This window comes from Streptomyces sp. G7(2002), from assembly GCF_028870195.1.
Taxonomy (GTDB): Bacteria; Actinomycetota; Actinomycetes; order Streptomycetales; family Streptomycetaceae; genus Streptomyces; species Streptomyces nigrescens.
Genome location: NZ_CP102609.1, coordinates 5,246,605 through 5,265,371, shown reverse-complemented (window position 1 = coordinate 5,265,371; position 18,767 = coordinate 5,246,605). Strand labels below are relative to the sequence as shown.

The following is an 18,767-nucleotide window of genomic DNA, read 5'->3' as shown; positions in this document are numbered from 1 at the left end:
CGACCGTCCGGCAGATCCATGACACACCAGGATCCCATGCGGCGCCCGCCGGGGACGGAGGACCCACGCGCCCGGCCCCGCCCCGTATGCCGGATACGTCACGCCACCCCCAACACCCCGCCCGTAGGCCACGACCAGGGGCTCACCGGGCCCGTGCGGGTGTGGCACCACCCGCCCGCCCCGCCCATGAATCTCGCATGCCGGAACCCTTGTTCCAATTCCGCAGTGGTTCTAGGGTCGGGCCACCCCGGGGACGGCTCAACGAGAGGCACTACACGCAGCGAAGTACGGGAACCAAGTACGGGAAGCAGGCGAGCGGGTTGACGAACGAGCAGCAGGGTCCGACGGGGCAGCAGGGCCTGCCCGGGGAACCACCGCAGGACCCCGGCACTCCCCCGGGCGGACAGCAGGACACGGCCGCGGCGCACGGCGGCTTCCGGCGGCGGGGGTTCCTGGTCGGCATGGGGGCGACCGGCGCGAGCGGGTTCCTCGGCGGCACGGCAGCGGCCGACGCACCCCACGGGAAGGGCGCACTGCGGCCCGAACGGTTCCACGGCACGCGGCAGCTGCTGGTGCCCGAGGTACTGCTGTTGCCGGAGGGACCGGTGCGGGGCCGGGCCGTGCTCGTCGACGGCGGACGGTTCCGCGCGGTCGGACCGGCGCGACAGCTCCTCGCCCGGCACCGTGACCTGCAACCGGTGCGCCTGGACGGCCACTTGCTGATGCCCGGATTCGTGGACGCGCACCACCATCTGACCCAGAGTTTCGGCAAGGCCCAGTCCTTCGGACAGCCCTCGGAGATCTTCAAGACGATCTGGGAGCCGCTGGAGCACGCGCTGGACGAGGAGAGCGCCTACGTCTCGGCGAAACTGGCCGCGCTGGAAGCCCTCCGCGGCGGCTTCACCACGGTCGCCGATGCCGGGACCCGGGCCCCCGTGGACGTCCGGGCGGTGGCGCGGGGCACCGAGGAGGCCGGTATCCGGTGCGTACTGTCCAAGATCGTCTCCAAGGGCACGGGCGGCCCGGCACACCTGGCGCGGTGGGACGGGCATCCGCTGATCCACCCCTCGCTCGCGATCGCCGTCCCCGAGGACGCGCCCGGCAAGGTCATCAAGAGGACCGCCGATCTGTGCGCCGAGGCGGGCGCGGTGCTACAGGTCCACGTCAATGAACATCTCGCCTCCGTGGAGCGCTCCTTGAAGAGCGTCGGCCGGCGCCCGCTGGAACATCTGCACCACCTGGGCGCGCTCGGCCCGCACACCCTGGGCGCGCACGCCACCCTCCTCACCCCCGCGGAGATGCGGCTGCTGGCCGGCTCCGGCGCGGCGATCAGCTACAACCCGGTGGCCAGCGCCTGGAAGGGCAACGGTGTCGCGCACGCGACCATGCTGGCCGCGATGGGTGTGCGGTTCGGCATGGGCACCGACGGCACCCGCGCGGACGGCTTCCGGCTGCTCGACGCCGGGGAGACGGCACAGCGGCTGGCGTACGGCATGGCCGCGGGCGACTCGGTGTGCGGGGCCGGGCGGCTGTGGCTGGAGCATGCGACCGCCCGCAGCGCCGACGCGCTCGGCCTGGGCCGCGTCACCGGCGAGATCGCGGCCGGCAAGGCCGCCGACTACCTCGTCGTGGACCTCGACGTCCCCGAACTGACGCCCTCCTACGACCTGGAGTGGGAACTGGTCCGCCTCGCCGGCCGCGACCAGATCACCGCGGTCGTCGTCAACGGCAAGCTCCGCCTGTGGCAGGGCTGGCCACCGGACTGGGACGGCCCCGCCCTGGTGGCCCGCGCGGCCCGGCTCGGACCGGAGGTCGTACGGCGGGCGGGGCTGCAACGCGTGGAGCCGGCGCAGAACCCCTGAGGGCTGTCCCGTGGCGAGCCACTACCCGGTCCCGAACTCCTGGCGAGCCACCAGCCCGCCCCCGCTCCCCCCGCCCCCGGTGTCGCTACCGTGAGGCGACCGCGACGGAGCATCACCGGGATGGACCGGGATCAATCGGGAGGCCCCCGTGACCAACAAGGCCGTGCCCTTCGACGACCTCGACCGCAAGATCGTTGCGGCGCTGATCGACAACGGCCGGGCGAGCTTCGCGGAGATCGGTGCGGCGATCGGGCTGTCGTCGACCGCGGTGAAGCGGCGGGTGGACCGGATGCGGGAGAACAACGTGATCACGGGGTTCACCGCCACCGTCCGCCCGGCCGCGCTGGGCTGGCTGACCGAGGCGTACGTCGAGGTGTACTGCGACAGCGCGGCGCCGCCCCGCCGGCTCGCGGAGGTGGTGCGCAACCACCCGGAGATCGCGGCGGCGATGACCGTCACCGGGGGCGCCGATGCGCTGCTGCACGTCCGGGCGACCGATGTGGAGCACTTCGAGGAGGTGCTCGAACGCATCCGGGCCGAGCCGTTCATCCGCAAGACGATCAGCTACATGGTGCTGTCCCACCTGCTGCCGGACAGCCCGGAGGCGGGCGCCCGCCAGTCCTCGGGAGGGACCACCCACTGAAGCGGGCCGGTGCGCGCGGCCCGTCACAGCCGCCGGGACCCCGGCACCCACGCCCCGGACGCGGAATGCGCGGCAGGATCGCGCAGTAATGCTGCGCTCAGCGCCCCCTACACGCAGCATTGCTGCGCCGCTGAGCAGCATTTGTTTCTTGTGTCCCGAATCCCCCGCTCCTTACCTTGGAAGCACTTCGGGTGACCCTCTGTGACACCAGGTCACCCGCATGCTCCTGAGAAGCGAAGGGATCGTCCCGTGCCGATGAGTCGTGTGTCGCGCCCCCGGCGCTATCTGGTCTGCGAGCCCAGACACTTCGCCGTGCATTACGCGATCAACCCATGGATGCGTGCGGATGTGCCGGTGGACACCGCGCTCGCGGGGCGCCAGTGGGAGGCCCTGATGGGCACCTACCGCGCGCACGGGCACACCGTGGAGACCGTGGCCCCGGTGGCCGGCCTGCCGGACATGGTGTTCGCGGCGAACTCCGCGCTCGTCGTGGGCGGCCGGGTCTTCGGCTCGCACTTCCACGCGCCGCAGCGGCGGCCGGAGTCCACGGAGTACGAGACCTGGTTCAAGGCGGCCGGATACGACGTCTACCGGCCGGAGTCGCAGTGCGAGGGCGAGGGCGATCTCGTACCGGCCGGCCGCTACATCCTGGCGGGCACGGGCTTTCGCACCACCCCGGCGGCGCACCGCGAGGTGCAGGAGTTCTTCGGCGTACCGACGATCGGCCTCCAGCTGGTGGACCCGTACTTCTACCACCTGGACACCGCGCTCTTCGTCCTGGAGGAGACTCCGGAGACGGGCGAGGCGAATATCGCCTATTACCCCGAGGCCTTCTCGTCCGGCAGCCGTGAGGTGCTGCGGCGGCTGTTCCCCGACGCGGTGCTCGCCACCCGGGAGGACGCCATGGCCTTCGGCCTCAACTCCGTCTCCGACGGCCGCCATGTCTTCGTCGCCCCGCAGGCGACCGGCCTGATCGCGCAGCTCGGCGCGCTCGGCTATGTCCCCGTCCCCGTCGACCTGTCGGAGTTCCACAAGGCCGGCGGCGGCATCAAGTGCTGTACCCAGGAGATTCGCTGATGACCGCTCCCACCCGTACCGTCCCGGCCCAGGCTCCCCGTTCGTCCGCGGAGCTCATCCAGGCCGAGGGCCCGGTCCTCGCGCACAACTACCACCCGCTGCCCGTGGTGGTCGCCCGCGCCGAAGGCGTCTGGGTCGAGGACGTCGAGGGGCGCCGCTACCTCGACATGCTGGCCGGCTATTCGGCCCTCAACTTCGGCCACCGCCACCCGGCCCTGATCGAGGCCGCGCACCGCCAGCTCGACCAGCTCACCCTCACCTCGCGGGCGTTCCACAACGACCGGCTCGCCGGCTTCGCCGAGGGCCTCGCCGAGCTGACCGGCCTGGACATGGTGCTGCCGATGAACACCGGCGCCGAGGCGGTGGAGAGCGGCATCAAGGTCGCCCGCAAGTGGGCGTACGACGTCAAGGGCGTCCCGGCGGACCGGGCGACGATCGTGGTGGCGGGCGGCAACTTCCACGGCCGGACGACCACCATCGTCGGCTTCTCCGACGACGACACGGCCCGCGTCGGCTTCGGCCCCTTCGCCCCCGGCTTCCGCACCGTCCCGTACAACGATCTCGCCGCGCTCGAAGCGGCCCTGGACGAGACGACGGCCGCCGTCCTCATCGAGCCCATCCAGGGCGAGGCGGGCGTCCTCATCCCCGACGACGGCTACCTCACCGGCGTACGCGAACTGACCCGGCGCAACGGCTGTCTGTTCATCGCCGACGAGATCCAGTCCGGGCTGGGCCGCACCGGCACGACCCTGGCGGTCGAGCACGAATCCGTGGTGCCGGACATGCTGCTGCTCGGCAAGGCGCTCGGCGGCGGCATCGTCCCGGTCTCCGCGGTCGTCGCCCGCCGCGAGGTGCTGGGCGTGCTCGGCCCCGGCCAGCACGGCTCGACCTTCGGCGGCAACCCCCTGGCGGCCGCGGTCGGTTCGGCGGTGGTCGAGCTGCTCGCCACCGGGGAGTTCCAGCGCCGCGCCGCCGAACTCGGCGCACAGCTGCGCAGCGGTCTGGCCGCGCTGACCGGCAAGGGCGTGACCGGCTTCCGCGCCCGCGGCCTGTGGGCCGGTGTCGACATCGACCCCGCGCTCGGCACCGGCCGGGAGATCAGCGAACGCCTGCTGAAGGAAGGCGTCCTGGTCAAGGACACCCATGGCTCGACGATCCGGCTGGCCCCGCCGCTGACCATCACCGCCGAGGAGCTGGAATCGGCGCTGGGCAGCCTGGAGCGGGCGCTGGGGTAGGGGCGGGCGGCTCGGTCCCGGAAGACACGGCGCGGCCCCGGCGGTTCCTTCACCGCCGGGGCCGCGCCGCGCATTCGCGTCAGGAGGCCGTGGACCGCCCGGCCGTCACCGTCGCCGGCCGGTCCGCGGAGGCCGGGGCCACCGCGGCGTTGTGCTGGGTGGTCCAGCCGTCCAGCGCGGTGCGGCAGGCGTGGTCCAGGTGCCGCAGTTCCGTCAGGTCCAGCTCGACGGGCTTGTCGCGGGGCAGCGTCTCCAGCGCGTCCAGGATCTTGGGCAGCCGCAGGAAGGTCGCATTGCCGCTGAGCGCGACGAGGGTCCGTCCGCCCGTCAACTCCCGTACGTCGATCTGGACATGGGAGGTCTCCCAGGCGGTCTTCACGACGGCCAGCAGCAGGCCGAGCAGCACGCCCTCGAACATGTTGGTGAAGACGATCGCGCCCGCGGTCACCCCGAGGATCACCGCCTCGCCCCGGTGCTCCCGCCACAGCTGCGGCAGCTGCCGTACGGGCACCAGCTTCGCTCCGGCGTGCACCAGGACGGCGGCGAGCGCGGCGAGCGGGACGACCCCGAGGGCCGCCGGGAGCAGCGCGGCGAACACCAGCAGCCAGACGCCGTGCAGCACCCGGGAGGCCTTGGTCCGTGCCCCGGCCTGCACATTGGCCGCGCTACGGACGATCACCGCGGTCATCGGCAGGGCACCGAGCAGCCCGCAGACCGTGTTGCCCGCGCCCTGCGCCATCAGCTCCTTGTCGTAGTCCGTACGGGCCCCGGTCATCCGGTCCACCGCCGCGGCGCTGAAGAGGCTCTCCGCGGAGGCGATGAGGGCGAAGGCGAGCACGGTGCCGAGGACGGACAGCTGCGCCAGTCCGCCGAGTTCACCGAGGCCGGGCGGCTGGATCGACGCCAGCAGGCCCTTCACCTCCACCTTGGCGATGGGCAGCGCGCACACCGCGGTGACCAGGGTGGCGACGGCGATGGCTGCCAGCGGCCCGGGCACCAGACGGACCTTGGCGGGCAGCCGCGGCCACAGCACGAGCAGGCCGAGGGTGCCCACGCCGACCGCGAACGCGGTGAGGGCCTCGGGGCTGGTCGCGATCGAGGCGGCGAGGCCGGGCAGCCCGGTGATCTTGGCGAGGCCGCTGCTGGGCTGGTCGGTGTCGGCCATGGCGTAGACCTGGCCGAGGATGAGGATCAGCCCGATCCCGGCCAGCATGCCCTGGACGACGGCGACGGAGATCGCGCGGAACCACCGGCCGCAGCGCAGCGCGCCGAGTGCCAGTTGCAGCAGTCCGGCGGCGAGCACGATCGCGCCCAGGGATGCCAGGCCGAATTGCTGCACGGCCTCGTGGACGAGCACGGTGAGCCCGGCCGCGGGGCCGCTGACCTGGAACGAGCTGCCCGGCAGACAGCCGACGACCAGGCCGCCGACGATGCCGGTGATCAGCCCGAGTTCGGCCGGCACTCCGGAGGCGACGGCGACACCGACGCAGAGCGGGACGGCGACGAGGAAGACGACGAGTGAGGCGAGGACATCACGGCGGAGTGTGCCGGGACTGAGGGTGGGGAACTTGCCTGTGGTGCGCTTGAGCGCGGTGAGCATGGAGATCTCTCCGATGGGGTGCGTGGGGCGGGACGGGCGGCGGTCGGTGGGCCGGGGGGTCGTTCAGCCGACGGGTCGGGCCGGCGCCCGCTCACAGCGACTCGAAGCGCCCCGTCTCCGACCGGTGCCGGCGCACGGCCCCCGTATGCACCTCGTAGAACCAGACGTCCAAAGACAGCCGCCCGGCGGCGAGGCCCTCCGCCACACACGGGTAGGACCGCAGCCGCTCCGCCTGTGCCAGCGCGTGCCGCTGGACGGCGTCGGCGAGTTCCGGCGTGCCGCCGTCCGCCCCGGGGCCCGAGAGTTCCGGTGCGGAGCTCTCCAGCCAGCCCCGGACCGCGGGCACCCCGGTCAGGTCCTCCCCGCGGACCAGCGCACCGACCGCCCCGCAGTGTGAGTGGCCGCACACCACGATGTGCTCCACGCCCAGGACCTGTACGGCGTACTCGATGGTGGCGGCCTCCCCCGCGGGCCGCTCGGGGCGGTACTCGGGAACGATGTTGCCCGCGGTGCGCAGTTCGAACAGGTCGCCCGGCGCCGCCCCGGTGATCAGCGCGGGAACGACCCGCGAGTCGGAGCAGGTGACGAACAGCGCCTGCGGCGACTGCCCGGCTCCGAGCCTGCGGAACTCCTCGCCGCGCTCGGCGCAGCGGTTCTCGAAGGAACGGGCGTGCGCGGTGAGTTGTTGCATGGTGGCCTGCCTCCTACTCGCCCCGTGGGACGCGTGGTGTGGTCGGGTCATGGGTGGCGCGGCGCTGCCTCGACGGTGAGACGGCGGCGTACCCCGGCGCGGGACGGTTCCCCGTGCCGGGCGTGCTGCCTGAGCACGTAAGGCCACCCTTACGCACCCTTCCTGAAGCCAACCTGAAGACCGCCCCAACGACAGGTGTCCCGGGCCCGTCGTCAGCCGGGGGGCGATCGGTACTCGGGAATCCGGAGCGGATACCGGGCCGCCCCTCCCCCGCCGAAAGGCCGACGCGGCCGCAGCTCCGGTGAGCTGCGGCCGCGTCGTGACGGGAGGGAGCCCTAGAAGGAGCCGTTCCGGTCGATCAGCTCCACACAGGCCTTGTGCGAGCTGCCCTTGAAGCGGACACAGAGATCCCCGGTGCCCTGAAGGCCGGGGGCGGTGCGACCGACGATCTCGCTGCCGGACCGCTTCGCCTTGAACGAGTAGGAGACGCCGGGCGTGGTGATGTAGACGGTCGCCGACGTCCGGCTCTTGGGCGGGTTGGTCCAGGTCGCGGTGACGGTGCCGGGGTTGGGCAGCCCGTCCTGGCCACTGGTCTCGATGCAGATCTGCGGGCCCGACCAGTCATGGGTGCAGGCGGACGCTGCGGCGTGCGCGGCCGGGGTGGTGGCGACGGCGCTCAGCGCGATCGTTCCGGCGACGGTCAGCGCGCGAAGCAGCTTCGAACGGGTCATGTGTGGGGGGGAGTCCTCTCCTCGGAGTACGGGCGGAAGACGCGAAAAATCCCGCCACGAATGGGGCGTGGCGGGCACCGCGTGCACGTAGTTGATCTTAGTAGGTTTTCGAACTCACGTGCCATTAAGTTCCGTTGCGCGCCACCCTCACCCCGTCACACTCCCCGCCGCCTCCATGAGCGCGGCGGCGGCGGTACGGGCCTGCCGGGCGGCGGAGGGCTCGCCCATGAGGGCGGCACCGGCGATCGCGCCGTCGATCAGCAGCACCAACTGCCGCGCCAGCGACTCCGGTTCAGCGACCGGCGCCGCTCGCACCAGCCCGGCCACATACCCCAGCAGCGCCTCCTTGTGCTCCCGCGCGACGCACCCGACCCGCTCGGAGGTCGCCCCCAGCTCCCCGTACGCATTGAGGAAGGCGCAACCACGGAAGCCGTCCTCCGCGAACCACTCGCCCAGCCAGTCGAAGACCGCGAGCGGCCGGACCGAGGGCTCGTCGGCATGCGCGTCGACATACTCGGCGAGCGCCGCGCGCCAGCGGCTGTCACGGCGTCGCAGATACGCCTCGACGAGGTCGTGCTTGGCGGGGAAGCACGAGTACAGCCGCTTGAGCGACACCCCGGCCGCGGTGCGGAGTTCATCCATCCCGACGGACTGGATTCCGCGCTCGTAGAAGAGCTTCTCCGCGGCGTCGAGTATCCGCGTGCGGGCTTCGTCGTGGTCCATGACACTTCCCGTGACTTTGCAGGAGAACGAACGTTCTCTACACTAGCCGACACCGAGGAGAACGCACGTTCTCCTTCGCTGAGAAAGGGAGTCCGCCATGGGATCACGCCCACCGTTCCCGCCGTTCGACGAGCCGGGTGCGCTCCAGAAAGTGCAGGCGGCCGAGGACGCCTGGAACACCCGCGACCCGGAGCGGGTCGCCCTCGCCTACACCGAGGACTCGGTCTGGCGGAACCGCGACACCTTCCTCACCGGCCGCGACGAGATCGTCGATTTCCTGCGCCAGAAGTGGACCCGCGAACTGGACTACGCACTGCGCAAGGAACTCTGGGCGTACAGCGGCAACCGCATCGCGGTGCGCTTCCAGTACGAGTCCCATGACGCGGCCGGCCAGTGGTGGCGCAGCTACGGCAACGAACTGTGGGAGTTCGACGAGAACGGCCTGATGCGGCGCCGGGAGGCCGGTATCCACGATGTCGCGATCACCGGCGACGAACGCCGCATCTTCGGCCCCCGCCCGGAGGAGGAGCGGGGCCACCCCCTCCCGTTCCGCTGATCAGCCGACGCCGGGCAACTCCCCGTCCTTCGCGGCCGGCAGGGGCGGGCGACTGCCCGTACCGAACGATCCGGATGCCGACGGGTGAAGGCACCGGGCGTCGGCAGTCATCCTCGGACGTTTCGCTTGCCCGCAGCGCGGGAACGAAGAAGCCACCGAACCACTGGGCTGCCCATCCCTCCTCGGGGATGTGCAGCCCGCCGTGCTGTTGCCACGTGTGGACTGTGGTTGTGGTGCCCCGGAGCGGGATCTCTGGACGGCCCCCACAGAAGGGGTCCACATGACTACGCAAGTTCAGTCGCCGCTGCAGGATCTGCTGCGGACAGCCGCGCTCCCCGACCAGACGGGGCAGGCGAGCCGGGCGGTAACCCCGGCGCGCACCTTCCTGGCCGTCACGACGATCCCCGTCGGCACCAACCCGGTCGGGCTGGCGTTCATCCCCAACGGCGACCTCTACGTCGCCAACTCCGGGTCGAGCAATGTGCAAACCATCGACACCGCCACGGACACCGTCATCGGCGCCGCGATCCCGACCGGCACCACGCCGGCCTGGCTGACCGTCGCCCCCAACGGCAACGCCTACGTCCCCAACAACATCTCCAACAACGTGACGGTGATCGACACCGCCACCAGCACCGTCATCACCACGATCGCCCTCAGCGGCGGCCCCGCCGCGGCGGCGGTCATCCCCAGCGGCAATGTCTACGTCAGCCGCTTCGCGGCGAACAGCGTGCAGGAGATCGACACCGCCACCAACACCGTCGTCGGCGCCGCGATCCCCACCGGCAGCGGACCGGTCGGTATCGCGGTCGCCCCCAACGGCAAGGCCTATGTCGCCAACCGGAACGGGAACAGCGTGACGGTGATCGACACCGCCACCAACACCGTCGTCACCACGATCCCCGGCTTCAACCAGCCGAACTTCGTGGCGATCGGCCCCAGCGGCGACGCCTACGTCGCCAACATCGGGTCGAACAACGTGACGGTGGTCAACACCACCACCGACACGATCACCACCACGATCCCCGTCGGAACCAACCCCTGGGGCATCGCGGTCGGCCCCAGCGGCAACGCCTACACGGCCAACCGCGGCTCGAACAACGTGTCGGTGATCGACACCACCACCAACACCACCATCGGCGCCCCGATCCCGGTCGGCAACCAGCCGATCGCCCTGGTGGTCGCCCCCAACAACAAGGTCTACGTCAGCAACATCTCCGGGGCCAGTGTCAGCGTCATCCAATTCGACCCGACGATCACCAGCATCACCCCCAACTCGGGGCCCATCACGGGCGGCACGGTCGTGACGATCACCGGCACCAACCTGACCGGGGCGAGCGTCACGATCGGCGGTAACCCCGCCACCGGGGTGAGCGTCAACGCCGCAGGTACGCAGCTCACCGCGACCACTCCGCCCGGGGCAGCCGGTCCCGCGGACGTCACCGTCACCACCCCTGGTGGCAGCACCACTCTGGTGGGCGGCTTCACCTACTTCGTCCCCGTCCACGCCACCACGCTGACCGCGACCCCGGCGCTGGCGAAGCTGTTCCCGCCGCACGTGTACTTCCCGTTCCTGACCGCCACGCTGACCGATCAGGTCACCGGCCTGCCCGTGCCCGGCCAGACCATCACCTTCAAGATCGGCAGCAACCTCGTGGGCATCGGCATCACCGACGCCCAAGGCGTCGCCCGGTTCAACGAGACGCTCATCCTGACGCTGATCCTCGCCAACGGCGGCTATGACGTCGAGTTCGCCGGCGCCGCCACCCCGACGGCGATCCTGTCGCCGTCCAGCGACCACGCGGGAGTCATCGAACCCTGACCCCCGCCCGGTCACCGGCCGACCCGGCGGCACCGGCGGGCAACACCCCACTACCCCGCCACGCCGCGCCCGAGCAGCCGCCGGGTCACCGGGCCGGCACCCCGCCATTCCGTGCGCTCCGCGAACAGGAGCGCACGGAATGGTCTGCTGCCCAGGGGCGCTCAGCCCCGTCACCCGCCGCTCAGCACCTCGCCCACGACGGCCACGCCCTGCGTGATCTCGTCCGGGGTGCGGGCGGCGTAGCCGAGGACCAGGCCCGGCGGGGCCGGGAGTTGGCTGTGCCAGGACAGGGGGTGGACCTTGACGCCGTGGGCGAGGGCAGCCGCGGCCAGGTCCGTGTCGGAGCCCCGGTAGCCGTCCCGTCCGAAGGTGAGCGTCAGATGCAGACCGGCCGCGGCGCCGTGCACGGTCGCGCCGGGAAGACGGTCGCGGATCGCCGCGATCATGGCGTCCCGGCGACGGCGATGGCGGCGGCGCAGCAGCCGCAGCCGGCGCTCCAGTTCGCCGGACTCCATCAGCCGGGCCAGCACGAGTTGGGGCAGCGCGGCGTTGCCGAGGTCCGCGAACCGCTTGGCGTCGACCAGCGCCTTCCGGTACTTCCGCGGCGGCAGCAGCCAGCCCACCCGCAGGGCGGGGGCCAGCAGCTTGGAGACGCTGCCGGCGTAGCAGACCTGCTCGGCGAGGAGCGAGCGCAGGGCGGGGACCGGCGCGCGGTCGTAGCGGTGCTCGGCGTCGTAGTCGTCCTCGACGACCAGGCCGCCGTCGGCCGCCCAGCGCATCAGCTCCCGGCGCCGTCCGCCACCGAGCACCACCCCGGTGGGGAACTGGTGCGCCGGGGTGAGCAGAACGGCCCGCGCACCGCTCGCCCGCAGCGCGTCGACCCGTATCCCGTCGTCGTCCACCGGGACCGGCGGCGTCGCCATCCCCCAGTGCTGGAGATGCTGCCGCGCGCCCAGCGATCCGGGGTCCTCCACCGCGATCTCCAAAATCCCGTCGCGGTGCAGCACCTGGGCGATCAGGCCGAGCGCCTGCACGGTGCCGACGACGATCACCACCTCGTCCGGGTCCGCCCTGATGCCGCGGTTGCGGGCCAGCCAGTTGGCGACGGCGCGGCGCAGCGCGACGGTCCCGCGGGGGTCCCCGTATCCGAAGTCGGCCGACGGGAGGTCCGCCAGCACCGCGCGTTCGGCGCGCAGCCAGGCCGCACGGGGGAAGGCGGCCAGGTCCGGCACACCGGGCGAGAGGTCGATCCGGGCGGGGGCGGTGCGCAGCTCGTCGAAGATTTCCGGGCCGGGTGGTGCGGCGAAGGGAGCGGGGTCCCGGCCGGGGCGGGGCGTCGCTCCCGTGCTCGTCGCGGCGGCCGTCACGGGCGCGGCGACGACGATCGTGCCGCCCCTCCCCCGCCCGGCGAGCTGCCCGTCCTCGGTCAGCCGCTGATAGGCCTCGGTCACCACACCCCGCGATACCCGCAGGTCGGCGGCGAGCGTCCGGGTCGCGGGCAGTCTGCTCCCGACCGGCAGCCGGCCGTCCGCGATGGCCCGCCGCAACTCCTGGGCCAGCCAGTCCGAACGGCCGCCCGCGGGCGCGTCGTCGAGGTTCAACTGCAGGAAGTCGGAGGAGCCGGGGGACCCGGGGCGGGGCGGCGGGGCCGGGGAGGGGGGGGGCGGGGCCGGGGGGGGCGCGGGGGCTGGGGGCGAGGGGGCTGGAGGGGCTGAGGACGAGGGCGTTATGGACCGGTTGGCAGGGCGCTCTTTGGACCTGTGCACCGGGCCATTGTCGCGGCACGGTGAAGGCATGAACACGAACACGGCGTATGTGCACGGCTATTCACCCCAGGAGTCACGTCGTCTCGGCGACCAGGCGGACACCCTGGCCGGGTTGCTGCACGCCGGTACGGCGTACGCCGCGGGCAGCCGGGTGCTGGAGGTCGGCTGCGGGGTGGGCGCGCAGACCGTGCATCTGGCCAGGAGCAGCCCGGGCGCGCGGATCGTGGCGATCGACCGCTCCGCGGAGTCGCTGGCGCAGGCCCGCGCGTATGTGACGGCGCAGGAGCCCGCCGCCGAGGTGGAGTGGCGGACCGCCGACCTGCACCACCTCCCTTTCGGCAACGCGGAGTTCGACCATGTCTTCGCCTGTTTCGTGCTGGAGCACCTCCCGGACCCGGGCCGTGCGCTGGCCGGGCTGCGACGCGTGCTGCGGCCCGGCGGCACCCTCACCGTGATCGAGGGCGACCACGGCTCGGTGGTCCTGCACCCGGACAGCGTCCACGCCCATGAGGTGATCAGCCACCAGGTACGGCTGCAGGCCGCGGCCGGCGGAAATGCGCTGCTCGGACGGGCGTTGCAGCCGCTGCTCAGCGGCGCCGGCTTCGACCAGGTGGTGGTCCGGCCGCGCACGGCCTATGCCGACGCCACCCGGCCCGCGCTGGTGGACGGTCTCACTCGGAAGACCTTTATCGCCATGGTCGAGGCGGTCCGCGACGAGGCGCTGCGCACCGGGCTGAGCACCGCCGCCGACTGGGACCGGGGGATCGCCGATCTGCGGCTGGCCGCCGCCGAGGGCGGCACCTTCCACTACACCTTCTTCAAGGCCGTGGCCGTCAACCCGCAGGGGTAGGGGGCCGGAGCCCGCCAGGGCCTACGACGGGGGCCGGGTTCCTCACACCGGCGAGACGGTCACCTCGCCCGCCGTGCCCGGGTCCGCCGCCTCCGCCGCCTCCGCGTCCGGTGACTCTCCGCCCGCCGCACACCGCTGCAGCGCGGGCAGTTTCTCCGTCGTCGCGGCATCGGCCGGCATACAGGCGAACAGCTTGATGCCGGGCGCGTCCAGCGCCGCCAGCTTCACATAGTCGAAGGTCAGCGCCCCGACGCGGGGATGGGAAAAGGTCCGTCGGCTGCTGCCGAACTCCGCGATGTCATGCGCCTCCCACCAGGCCCGGAACTCCTCGCTCGCCTCCCGCAGGCCGCCCGTGAGCTGCTCGAACCGCGGGTCCCCGGAGCGCTGCCGGGAATCGGCCCGGAACTGGGCGACCAGATCCCGCGCCTGTCCGTCCCAGTCGGCCAGCAGCGCGCGCATCGCCGGGTCCATGAACACCAGCCACAGCAGATTGCGTTCGGCCGGCTCCAGCTCGCCCGGGTCACCGATCAGCCCCGCCTCGGCGCGGTTCCAGCCCACCAGGTCCCAGTTGGCGTCGAGGAGGTAGGCGGGGTGCGGTTCGAGCGCGTCCACCAGCCGCTGCAGGGCGGGCCCGGGGCCTCGGCCCGGCGGCCGCTCCGGCAACGGCACCCCGGCCAGCGCGAACAGATGCCGGCGCTCGACCGAATTCAGCATCAGGGCGCGCGCCAGGCTCGTGAGGACCTGCCCGCTGACGGTGATGTCGCGCGCCTGCTCCAGCCAGGTGTACCAGGTCACGCTGACCCCGGAGAGCTGGGCGACCTCTTCGCGCCGCAGGCCCGGGGTGCGCCGCCGCGGCCCCGCGAGGATGCCCGCTTCCCGGGGCGAGAGCCGCTCCCGGCGCGAACGCAGGAACTCCGCGAGGTTCCGCCGCCGTTGCTGGTCAGCCATCAATACTCCCGTTCGCCGCGGGTCGCGGGTTCCGGCCGGACGGGGCCCGCCGCGTCTGCGGCCGGAAGGGGCCCGCCAGTCGTCTCCGGGCACAGCACGGATGACGGATGGGGGGTTGTGGGGACACCAGCATAAGTGGTCTCTGTATGTCCGGCCGGGGCCGTCCGACGCTGGCGGCATGACCCAGACCTCACCCACAGGCACCACCGGACGGCATACCGCGCCGCTCCCGCCGTCCGCCCGGCAGGCCGGTGCGGCGCCGTGGCGGGCCCTGACCGTCGTACTGGTCGGGGCGTTCATGGCCGTGCTCGACACCTTCATCGTGCTGGTCGCCGCCCCCGCCATCCAGGCCGATCTGCACTCCTCCCCCGCCGATGTCCAGCTCATCCTGGCGGGCTATCAGCTCACCTACGCCCTCGCCCTGATCACCGGCGCGCGGCTCGGCGACCGCTACGGCCGCAAGCGGCTGTTCCTGACCGGGATGGCGCTGTTCACCCTGGCCTCCGTGGGCTGTGCGCTCGCGCCCGGCTCCGGCACTCTGATCGCCGCGCGGCTGGTCCAGGGCCTCGGTGCGGCCGGGATGTTCCCGCAGGTCTTCGCGGTGATCCAGGTGCTGATCCCGGAAGCCGAACGCCCCAAGGCCTTCGGCGCGCTCGGCGCGGTCATCGGCATCGCCACGATGTCCGGTCAGCTGGTCGGCGGTCTGCTGATCGCCGCCGACCTCTTCGGCTCCTCGTGGCGGCCGGTCTTCTGGGTCAATGTGCCCGTGGGCGTGGTGACGCTGCTGCTCGCGGGCCGGTTCGTGCCCGAGTCGCGGGCGCCCCGGGCCCGGCGGCTGGATCTGCCCGGCGCCGTCGTGCTGACGGTGGCCCTCTCTCTGCTCGTGGTGCCGCTGGTCGAGGGCCGGGCGTACGGCTGGCCGCTGTGGGCCTGGCTCGGACTGGCCGCGTCCGTGCCCGCGTTCGCCGTGTTCGGCCTGGTGGAGCGGCGGGTGGGCGCCAGGGGCGGCGCCCCGCTCGTACGGCTGCGACTGTTCGGCGAGCGGCCGTTCGCGGTCGGGATGACCCTGGTCGTCCTCACGTACGCGGGCATCAACTCCTTCTTCCTGATCCTGTCGTTGACGCTGCAGGACGGTCTGGGGCTGGACGCGCTCGGCGCGGGCCTGGTCTACACACCGCTCGCCGTCGCCTTCTTCGCCGCCAGCCTGATCGCCGGCCGGCTGGCCCGCTTCGGGCGGCGGGTGCTGCAGCTCGGCGCCCTGCTCGGCGGAGTGGGCTTCCTCGGCACGCTCCTGCTGGCCGCCCGCGCCGGTGCCGCGCTGACCGCGTGGGAGCTGGCACCGGCCCTGGTCCTGGTGGGCGCGGGCAACGGTCTGCTGGTGACGCCGCTGCTGAATGCGGTGCTCGGCAATGTCGGTCCGGAGGAGGTGGGCATGGCCTCCGGGGTGCTCTCCACCGGCCAGCAGATCGGCGGCGCGGTCGGCGTGGCCGTCGTCGGCATCCTCTACTACGGCGCGCTGGGCGGCGCCGCGCACCATGCCATCGGCGCGTACGGGCAGGCGCTGGCGGCCGCGGTGGCCCTCAACGTCGCCCTGTCCGCCGCGATCTCGGCACTGCTGCCCCTCCTCCCGGACCTGGCCGCGGCCCGCCGCGCTTAGGGCCGCTCCGGCGGATCACTCCTGGGACGCGGCGGCCGGGCACCCTCATCCGCAGGGTGGCCGTCAGGTGAGGGGAGGAGAATCAGCGGCATGGCCATGGTGAAAGACATCGATGTCCGCGGTATGCAGCACTGCGAGACGACGGCGCTGGGCGTGCTTCTGCGGCATGAGGGAATCGACTTGTCCGAGCCCATGCTGTTCGGGCTCGGCTCCGGGCTGTCCTTCGTCTACTGGGACAGCAAAGCCATGGGTTTTCCCTTCCTGGGAGGCCGGGTCAAGCCGTTCGAGCTCACCAGGAACCTGGCCGCCGCCCTCGGGCTGGAGCTGCTGATCGGGGAGACCACCTCCCCGCGCAAGGCATGGCAGAACGTGGCGGCACCCCTCGACGCCGGCCGGCCGGTCGGCCTGCAACTCGACAGCTACCACCTGGACTACTTCACCACCAAGGTCCACTTCGGCGGGCACGTCGTGGCCATGTACGGCTACGACGACCAGGACGCCTACTTGGTGGACACCGCCCCGCAGGGCGGAGCCGTCTCCACCAGCCTCGCCGGCCTGGCCAGAGCCAGGGCCGAGCGCGGTCCCATGACCGCCAAGCACCGCTCCTTCACCATCACAGCGCCCAGCAGCCCGACGCCACCGCAGGACCGGATCATCCCCGCGATCAAGACCTGCGCCGACGCCTTCCTGAACCCGCCCATCGCGAACCTGGGCCACCGGGGCATCGAGAAGGCAGCCAAGCACGTGCCGAAGTGGCTGCAGCGCAGCGACAGTCCGCGAGAAGACCTGCCACGGACCGCCGTCCTCATGGAGAGGGCCGGCACCGGCGGCGCCCTGTTCCGCAATCTCTACCGGGACTTCCTCGCCGAGTGCGCCCAGCTGATCGACAGCAGCCACCTGCGCACCGGCCACACCCTGTACACCGAGGCCGCCACCCTCTGGACGCAGGTGGCCGAACTCCTCGCGACCGCAGGCGAATCCGGCGACGCGAAGCACCTCATGCAGGCCGGCTCCGTCCTCCACGAGCTCTCGCGCATCGAACGCGAGGCGATGCAGGCACTCAGCCAGCTCTAGGTGTACGCCCTGCCCTGCCCTTCTCCAACCCCCTTGCCGGACGGGCAGGTTCCGGATGTTGTCCACAGTCGATTTCCCCAACTCCTTGTCAGGGAAGGGCTCTCGGCTTATCTTGGAATAACCGTTCCAAGATATGGGGCGGGACCGACCGACCCTGCATGACTTCTCGTGACAACGAAACGAGCAGCCCGGCCATGCCCGACATCAAGCACTTCAACCCCGACCTCGTGCTCGACGACGCGATCCAGGTCTTCTGGCGCCACGGCCTGCCGACGACCGGCATCCAGGCGCTGGTGACCGCGACCGGCGTGAGCCGCTCCAGCCTCTATGCGACCTTCGGCAACAAGGACGGCCTCTACGCCGCGGCGCTGGGCCGCTATATAGCGCAGCACTCGACACCGGCCTTCGCCCATCTGTCGCAGGCGTCCTCGGGGCTGACCTCGATCGAGGAGTTCTTCGCCGGGCTGATCGAGGTGCGCTGCTCCGGCCCGGTCGCCGGCTGGGGCTGCATGGTCACCAATGCTTACGCCGGCCCGGAATGCGACGACACCGGCATCCGCACCCTGCTCGAAGACCACCACCAGATGCTCCAGTCAGCCATGCGCGCGGCCCTGGCCAACGCCGCCGACCTGGGGCACCTCCAGCCGTCCTGCGATCTCGACGCCTCCGCCGCGGTGCTGGCGACCCTCGCGTACGGCGTCAATCTCCGCTCCCGTGCCGGTGCCGAAGCCCAGGCACTGACCGACACGGTGACCGCTGCCCTCGCGCCACTGCGCGCCCCTCACTCACCTCAGGAGCACCCACCGCAATGAGCCTTCAGGAAGAACTCACCACCCTCCTCCGCACCGGCTTCCCCCACCTCCCCGACGCCGCCCGTGAGGTGATGGAGCGGGCCGCCCGTGATCTCGCCGCCTCCGGCCTGGCCGGGCGCGCCCTGCAGACCGGCGACACCGCCCCCCGTTTCAGCCTCCCGACGGCGACCGGCGACACCGTCACCCTCGATGCCCTGCTGTCCGCGGGCCCGGTCGTGCTCACCTTCTACCGCGGCGCCTGGTGCCCCTACTGCAACCTCGCACTGCGCGCCCTCCAGCGGCACCACTCCGATATCACCGCCCGCGGCGCCCAGTTGGTCGCCATATCGCCGCAGATCCCCGACGAGTCCCTCACCCTCACCGAAAAGCACTCGCTCGCCTTCGACGTCCTCAGCGACCTCGGCTCGGACACCGCCAAGCAGTTCGGCATCAGCTTCGACCTGCCCGACGATCTGGCCGTCGTGTACGAGTCCTTCGGCTTCGACCTGCAGCGGGTCAACGGCGGACACCCGCGCACCCTCCCGCTCCCCGCCACCTACGTCATCGACCAGGACGGCACCATCCGCTGGACCTTCCTCGACACCGACTACACCACCCGCGCCGAACCGACCGACATCCTCGCCGCCCTCGACACCCTGCCTTCGCCGCACTGAATTACTCGCCGAGGCCGGAACACCGGGACACCGGAACACCGGCCTCCACTCCCGAATCCGCGACAGT

At 72.0% G+C, this 18,767-nt stretch carries 17 protein-coding genes; 11 read left to right on the top strand and 6 right to left on the bottom strand.

All coding sequences use genetic code 11. From position 1 onward, the window contains the following. Window positions 1-461: 461 nt before the first annotated feature. From NUT86_RS22320 to rocD, 4 genes are all read left to right on the top strand, one after another. The gene (locus NUT86_RS22320; RefSeq protein ID WP_274740578.1) at window positions 462-1,862 is read left to right on the top strand and encodes an amidohydrolase family protein; all 1,401 of its coding nucleotides are present in this window, start codon (window positions 462-464) and stop codon (window positions 1,860-1,862) included. A gap of 148 nt (window positions 1,863-2,010) precedes the next feature. Further along, window positions 2,011-2,505 carry an Lrp/AsnC family transcriptional regulator gene (locus NUT86_RS22315; protein WP_262042832.1) on the top strand — a complete coding sequence of 165 codons (495 nt, stop codon included), beginning with the start codon at window positions 2,011-2,013 and terminating at the stop codon, window positions 2,503-2,505. 255 nt (window positions 2,506-2,760) lie between these two features. Next, window positions 2,761-3,582 (top strand): dimethylargininase, encoded by an 822-nt coding sequence (gene ddaH / locus NUT86_RS22310; RefSeq protein WP_274737266.1) that lies wholly within the window; start codon window positions 2,761-2,763, stop codon window positions 3,580-3,582. After that, on the top strand, window positions 3,582-4,817 hold the full coding sequence (gene rocD / locus NUT86_RS22305; protein WP_018089890.1) for an ornithine--oxo-acid transaminase: 1,236 nt from the start codon (window positions 3,582-3,584) through the stop codon (window positions 4,815-4,817). Before ddaH ends, rocD begins: the two co-directional genes overlap by 1 nt. A gap of 79 nt (window positions 4,818-4,896) precedes the next feature. Here the strand turns inward: rocD and NUT86_RS22300 are convergent, their stop codons facing one another. The 4 genes from NUT86_RS22300 to NUT86_RS22285 form a co-directional block, all read right to left on the bottom strand. Continuing rightward, window positions 4,897-6,417 (bottom strand): SulP family inorganic anion transporter, encoded by a 1,521-nt coding sequence (locus tag NUT86_RS22300; protein WP_159487172.1) that lies wholly within the window; start codon window positions 6,415-6,417, stop codon window positions 4,897-4,899. Window positions 6,418-6,508: 91 nt separating this feature from the next. Then, entirely contained in the window at window positions 6,509-7,108 is a 600-nt protein-coding gene (locus NUT86_RS22295) for a carbonic anhydrase (protein WP_159487174.1), read from the bottom strand. A gap of 335 nt (window positions 7,109-7,443) precedes the next feature. Further along, window positions 7,444-7,839, bottom strand: a complete 396-nt coding sequence (locus NUT86_RS22290; protein ID WP_274737264.1) for a hypothetical protein — start codon at window positions 7,837-7,839, stop codon at window positions 7,444-7,446. A gap of 147 nt (window positions 7,840-7,986) precedes the next feature. Continuing rightward, entirely contained in the window at window positions 7,987-8,562 is a 576-nt protein-coding gene (locus NUT86_RS22285; protein WP_274737263.1) for a TetR/AcrR family transcriptional regulator, read from the bottom strand. A gap of 97 nt (window positions 8,563-8,659) precedes the next feature. Here NUT86_RS22285 and NUT86_RS22280 point away from each other — a divergent pair, with 97 nt between their 5' ends. Together NUT86_RS22280 and NUT86_RS22275 are read left to right on the top strand one after the other, a co-directional pair. Beyond that, window positions 8,660-9,118: a nuclear transport factor 2 family protein gene (locus NUT86_RS22280; protein ID WP_274737261.1), complete on the top strand. Its 459-nt coding sequence runs from the start codon at window positions 8,660-8,662 to the stop codon at window positions 9,116-9,118. 280 nt (window positions 9,119-9,398) lie between these two features. After that, window positions 9,399-10,940: an IPT/TIG domain-containing protein gene (locus tag NUT86_RS22275; protein WP_274737259.1), complete on the top strand. Its 1,542-nt coding sequence runs from the start codon at window positions 9,399-9,401 to the stop codon at window positions 10,938-10,940. Window positions 10,941-11,110: 170 nt separating this feature from the next. On the opposite strand, the gene pdxR is transcribed toward NUT86_RS22275, so the two are convergent. Continuing rightward, window positions 11,111-12,541 carry a MocR-like pyridoxine biosynthesis transcription factor PdxR gene (gene pdxR, locus NUT86_RS22270; RefSeq protein WP_446750779.1) on the bottom strand — a complete coding sequence of 477 codons (1,431 nt, stop codon included), beginning with the start codon at window positions 12,539-12,541 and terminating at the stop codon, window positions 11,111-11,113. A gap of 193 nt (window positions 12,542-12,734) precedes the next feature. On the opposite strand from pdxR, the gene NUT86_RS22265 reads away from it, so the two are divergent. After that, the gene (locus NUT86_RS22265; protein WP_274737258.1) at window positions 12,735-13,556 is read left to right on the top strand and encodes a methyltransferase domain-containing protein; all 822 of its coding nucleotides are present in this window, start codon (window positions 12,735-12,737) and stop codon (window positions 13,554-13,556) included. Between the two features lie 42 nt (window positions 13,557-13,598). On the opposite strand, the gene NUT86_RS22260 is transcribed toward NUT86_RS22265, so the two are convergent. Next, window positions 13,599-14,504 carry a helix-turn-helix transcriptional regulator gene (locus tag NUT86_RS22260; RefSeq protein ID WP_266440899.1) on the bottom strand — a complete coding sequence of 302 codons (906 nt, stop codon included), beginning with the start codon at window positions 14,502-14,504 and terminating at the stop codon, window positions 13,599-13,601. Window positions 14,505-14,682: 178 nt separating this feature from the next. On the opposite strand from NUT86_RS22260, the gene NUT86_RS22255 reads away from it, so the two are divergent. From NUT86_RS22255 to NUT86_RS22240, 4 genes are all read left to right on the top strand, one after another. Then, window positions 14,683-16,161, top strand: a complete 1,479-nt coding sequence (locus tag NUT86_RS22255; protein WP_274737255.1) for an MFS transporter — start codon at window positions 14,683-14,685, stop codon at window positions 16,159-16,161. Between the two features lie 90 nt (window positions 16,162-16,251). Next, window positions 16,252-17,235, top strand: a complete 984-nt coding sequence (locus NUT86_RS22250) for a BtrH N-terminal domain-containing protein (RefSeq protein ID WP_159487190.1) — start codon at window positions 16,252-16,254, stop codon at window positions 17,233-17,235. Between the two features lie 194 nt (window positions 17,236-17,429). After that, window positions 17,430-18,047, top strand: a complete 618-nt coding sequence (locus NUT86_RS22245) for a TetR/AcrR family transcriptional regulator (protein ID WP_274740574.1) — start codon at window positions 17,430-17,432, stop codon at window positions 18,045-18,047. After that, a complete protein-coding gene (locus NUT86_RS22240) occupies window positions 18,044-18,700 on the top strand; it encodes a peroxiredoxin-like family protein (protein ID WP_093641790.1) in 657 nt (218 codons plus the stop codon). The genes NUT86_RS22245 and NUT86_RS22240 overlap by 4 nt, the downstream gene beginning before the upstream one ends. Window positions 18,701-18,767 lie beyond the last annotated feature (67 nt).

Coding starts and splice junctions, on each gene's coding strand:
- NUT86_RS22240 (WP_093641790.1), top strand. CDS start 18,044: ATGAGCCTTCAGGAAGAACTCACCACCCTCCTCCGCACCGGCTTCCCC.
- NUT86_RS22295 (WP_159487174.1), bottom strand. CDS start 7,108: ATGCAACAACTCACCGCGCACGCCCGTTCCTTCGAGAACCGCTGCGCC.
- NUT86_RS22285 (WP_274737263.1), bottom strand. CDS start 8,562: ATGGACCACGACGAAGCCCGCACGCGGATACTCGACGCCGCGGAGAAG.
- NUT86_RS22280 (WP_274737261.1), top strand. CDS start 8,660: ATGGGATCACGCCCACCGTTCCCGCCGTTCGACGAGCCGGGTGCGCTC.
- NUT86_RS22275 (WP_274737259.1), top strand. CDS start 9,399: ATGACTACGCAAGTTCAGTCGCCGCTGCAGGATCTGCTGCGGACAGCC.
- NUT86_RS22255 (WP_274737255.1), top strand. CDS start 14,683: ATGACCCAGACCTCACCCACAGGCACCACCGGACGGCATACCGCGCCG.
- NUT86_RS22245 (WP_274740574.1), top strand. CDS start 17,430: ATGCCCGACATCAAGCACTTCAACCCCGACCTCGTGCTCGACGACGCG.
- NUT86_RS22290 (WP_274737264.1), bottom strand. CDS start 7,839: ATGACCCGTTCGAAGCTGCTTCGCGCGCTGACCGTCGCCGGAACGATC.
- NUT86_RS22320 (WP_274740578.1), top strand. CDS start 462: ATGGGGGCGACCGGCGCGAGCGGGTTCCTCGGCGGCACGGCAGCGGCC.
- NUT86_RS22265 (WP_274737258.1), top strand. CDS start 12,735: ATGAACACGAACACGGCGTATGTGCACGGCTATTCACCCCAGGAGTCA.
- NUT86_RS22300 (WP_159487172.1), bottom strand. CDS start 6,417: ATGCTCACCGCGCTCAAGCGCACCACAGGCAAGTTCCCCACCCTCAGT.
- ddaH (WP_274737266.1), top strand. CDS start 2,761: ATGAGTCGTGTGTCGCGCCCCCGGCGCTATCTGGTCTGCGAGCCCAGA.
- NUT86_RS22250 (WP_159487190.1), top strand. CDS start 16,252: ATGGCCATGGTGAAAGACATCGATGTCCGCGGTATGCAGCACTGCGAG.
- rocD (WP_018089890.1), top strand. CDS start 3,582: ATGACCGCTCCCACCCGTACCGTCCCGGCCCAGGCTCCCCGTTCGTCC.
- NUT86_RS22260 (WP_266440899.1), bottom strand. CDS start 14,504: ATGGCTGACCAGCAACGGCGGCGGAACCTCGCGGAGTTCCTGCGTTCG.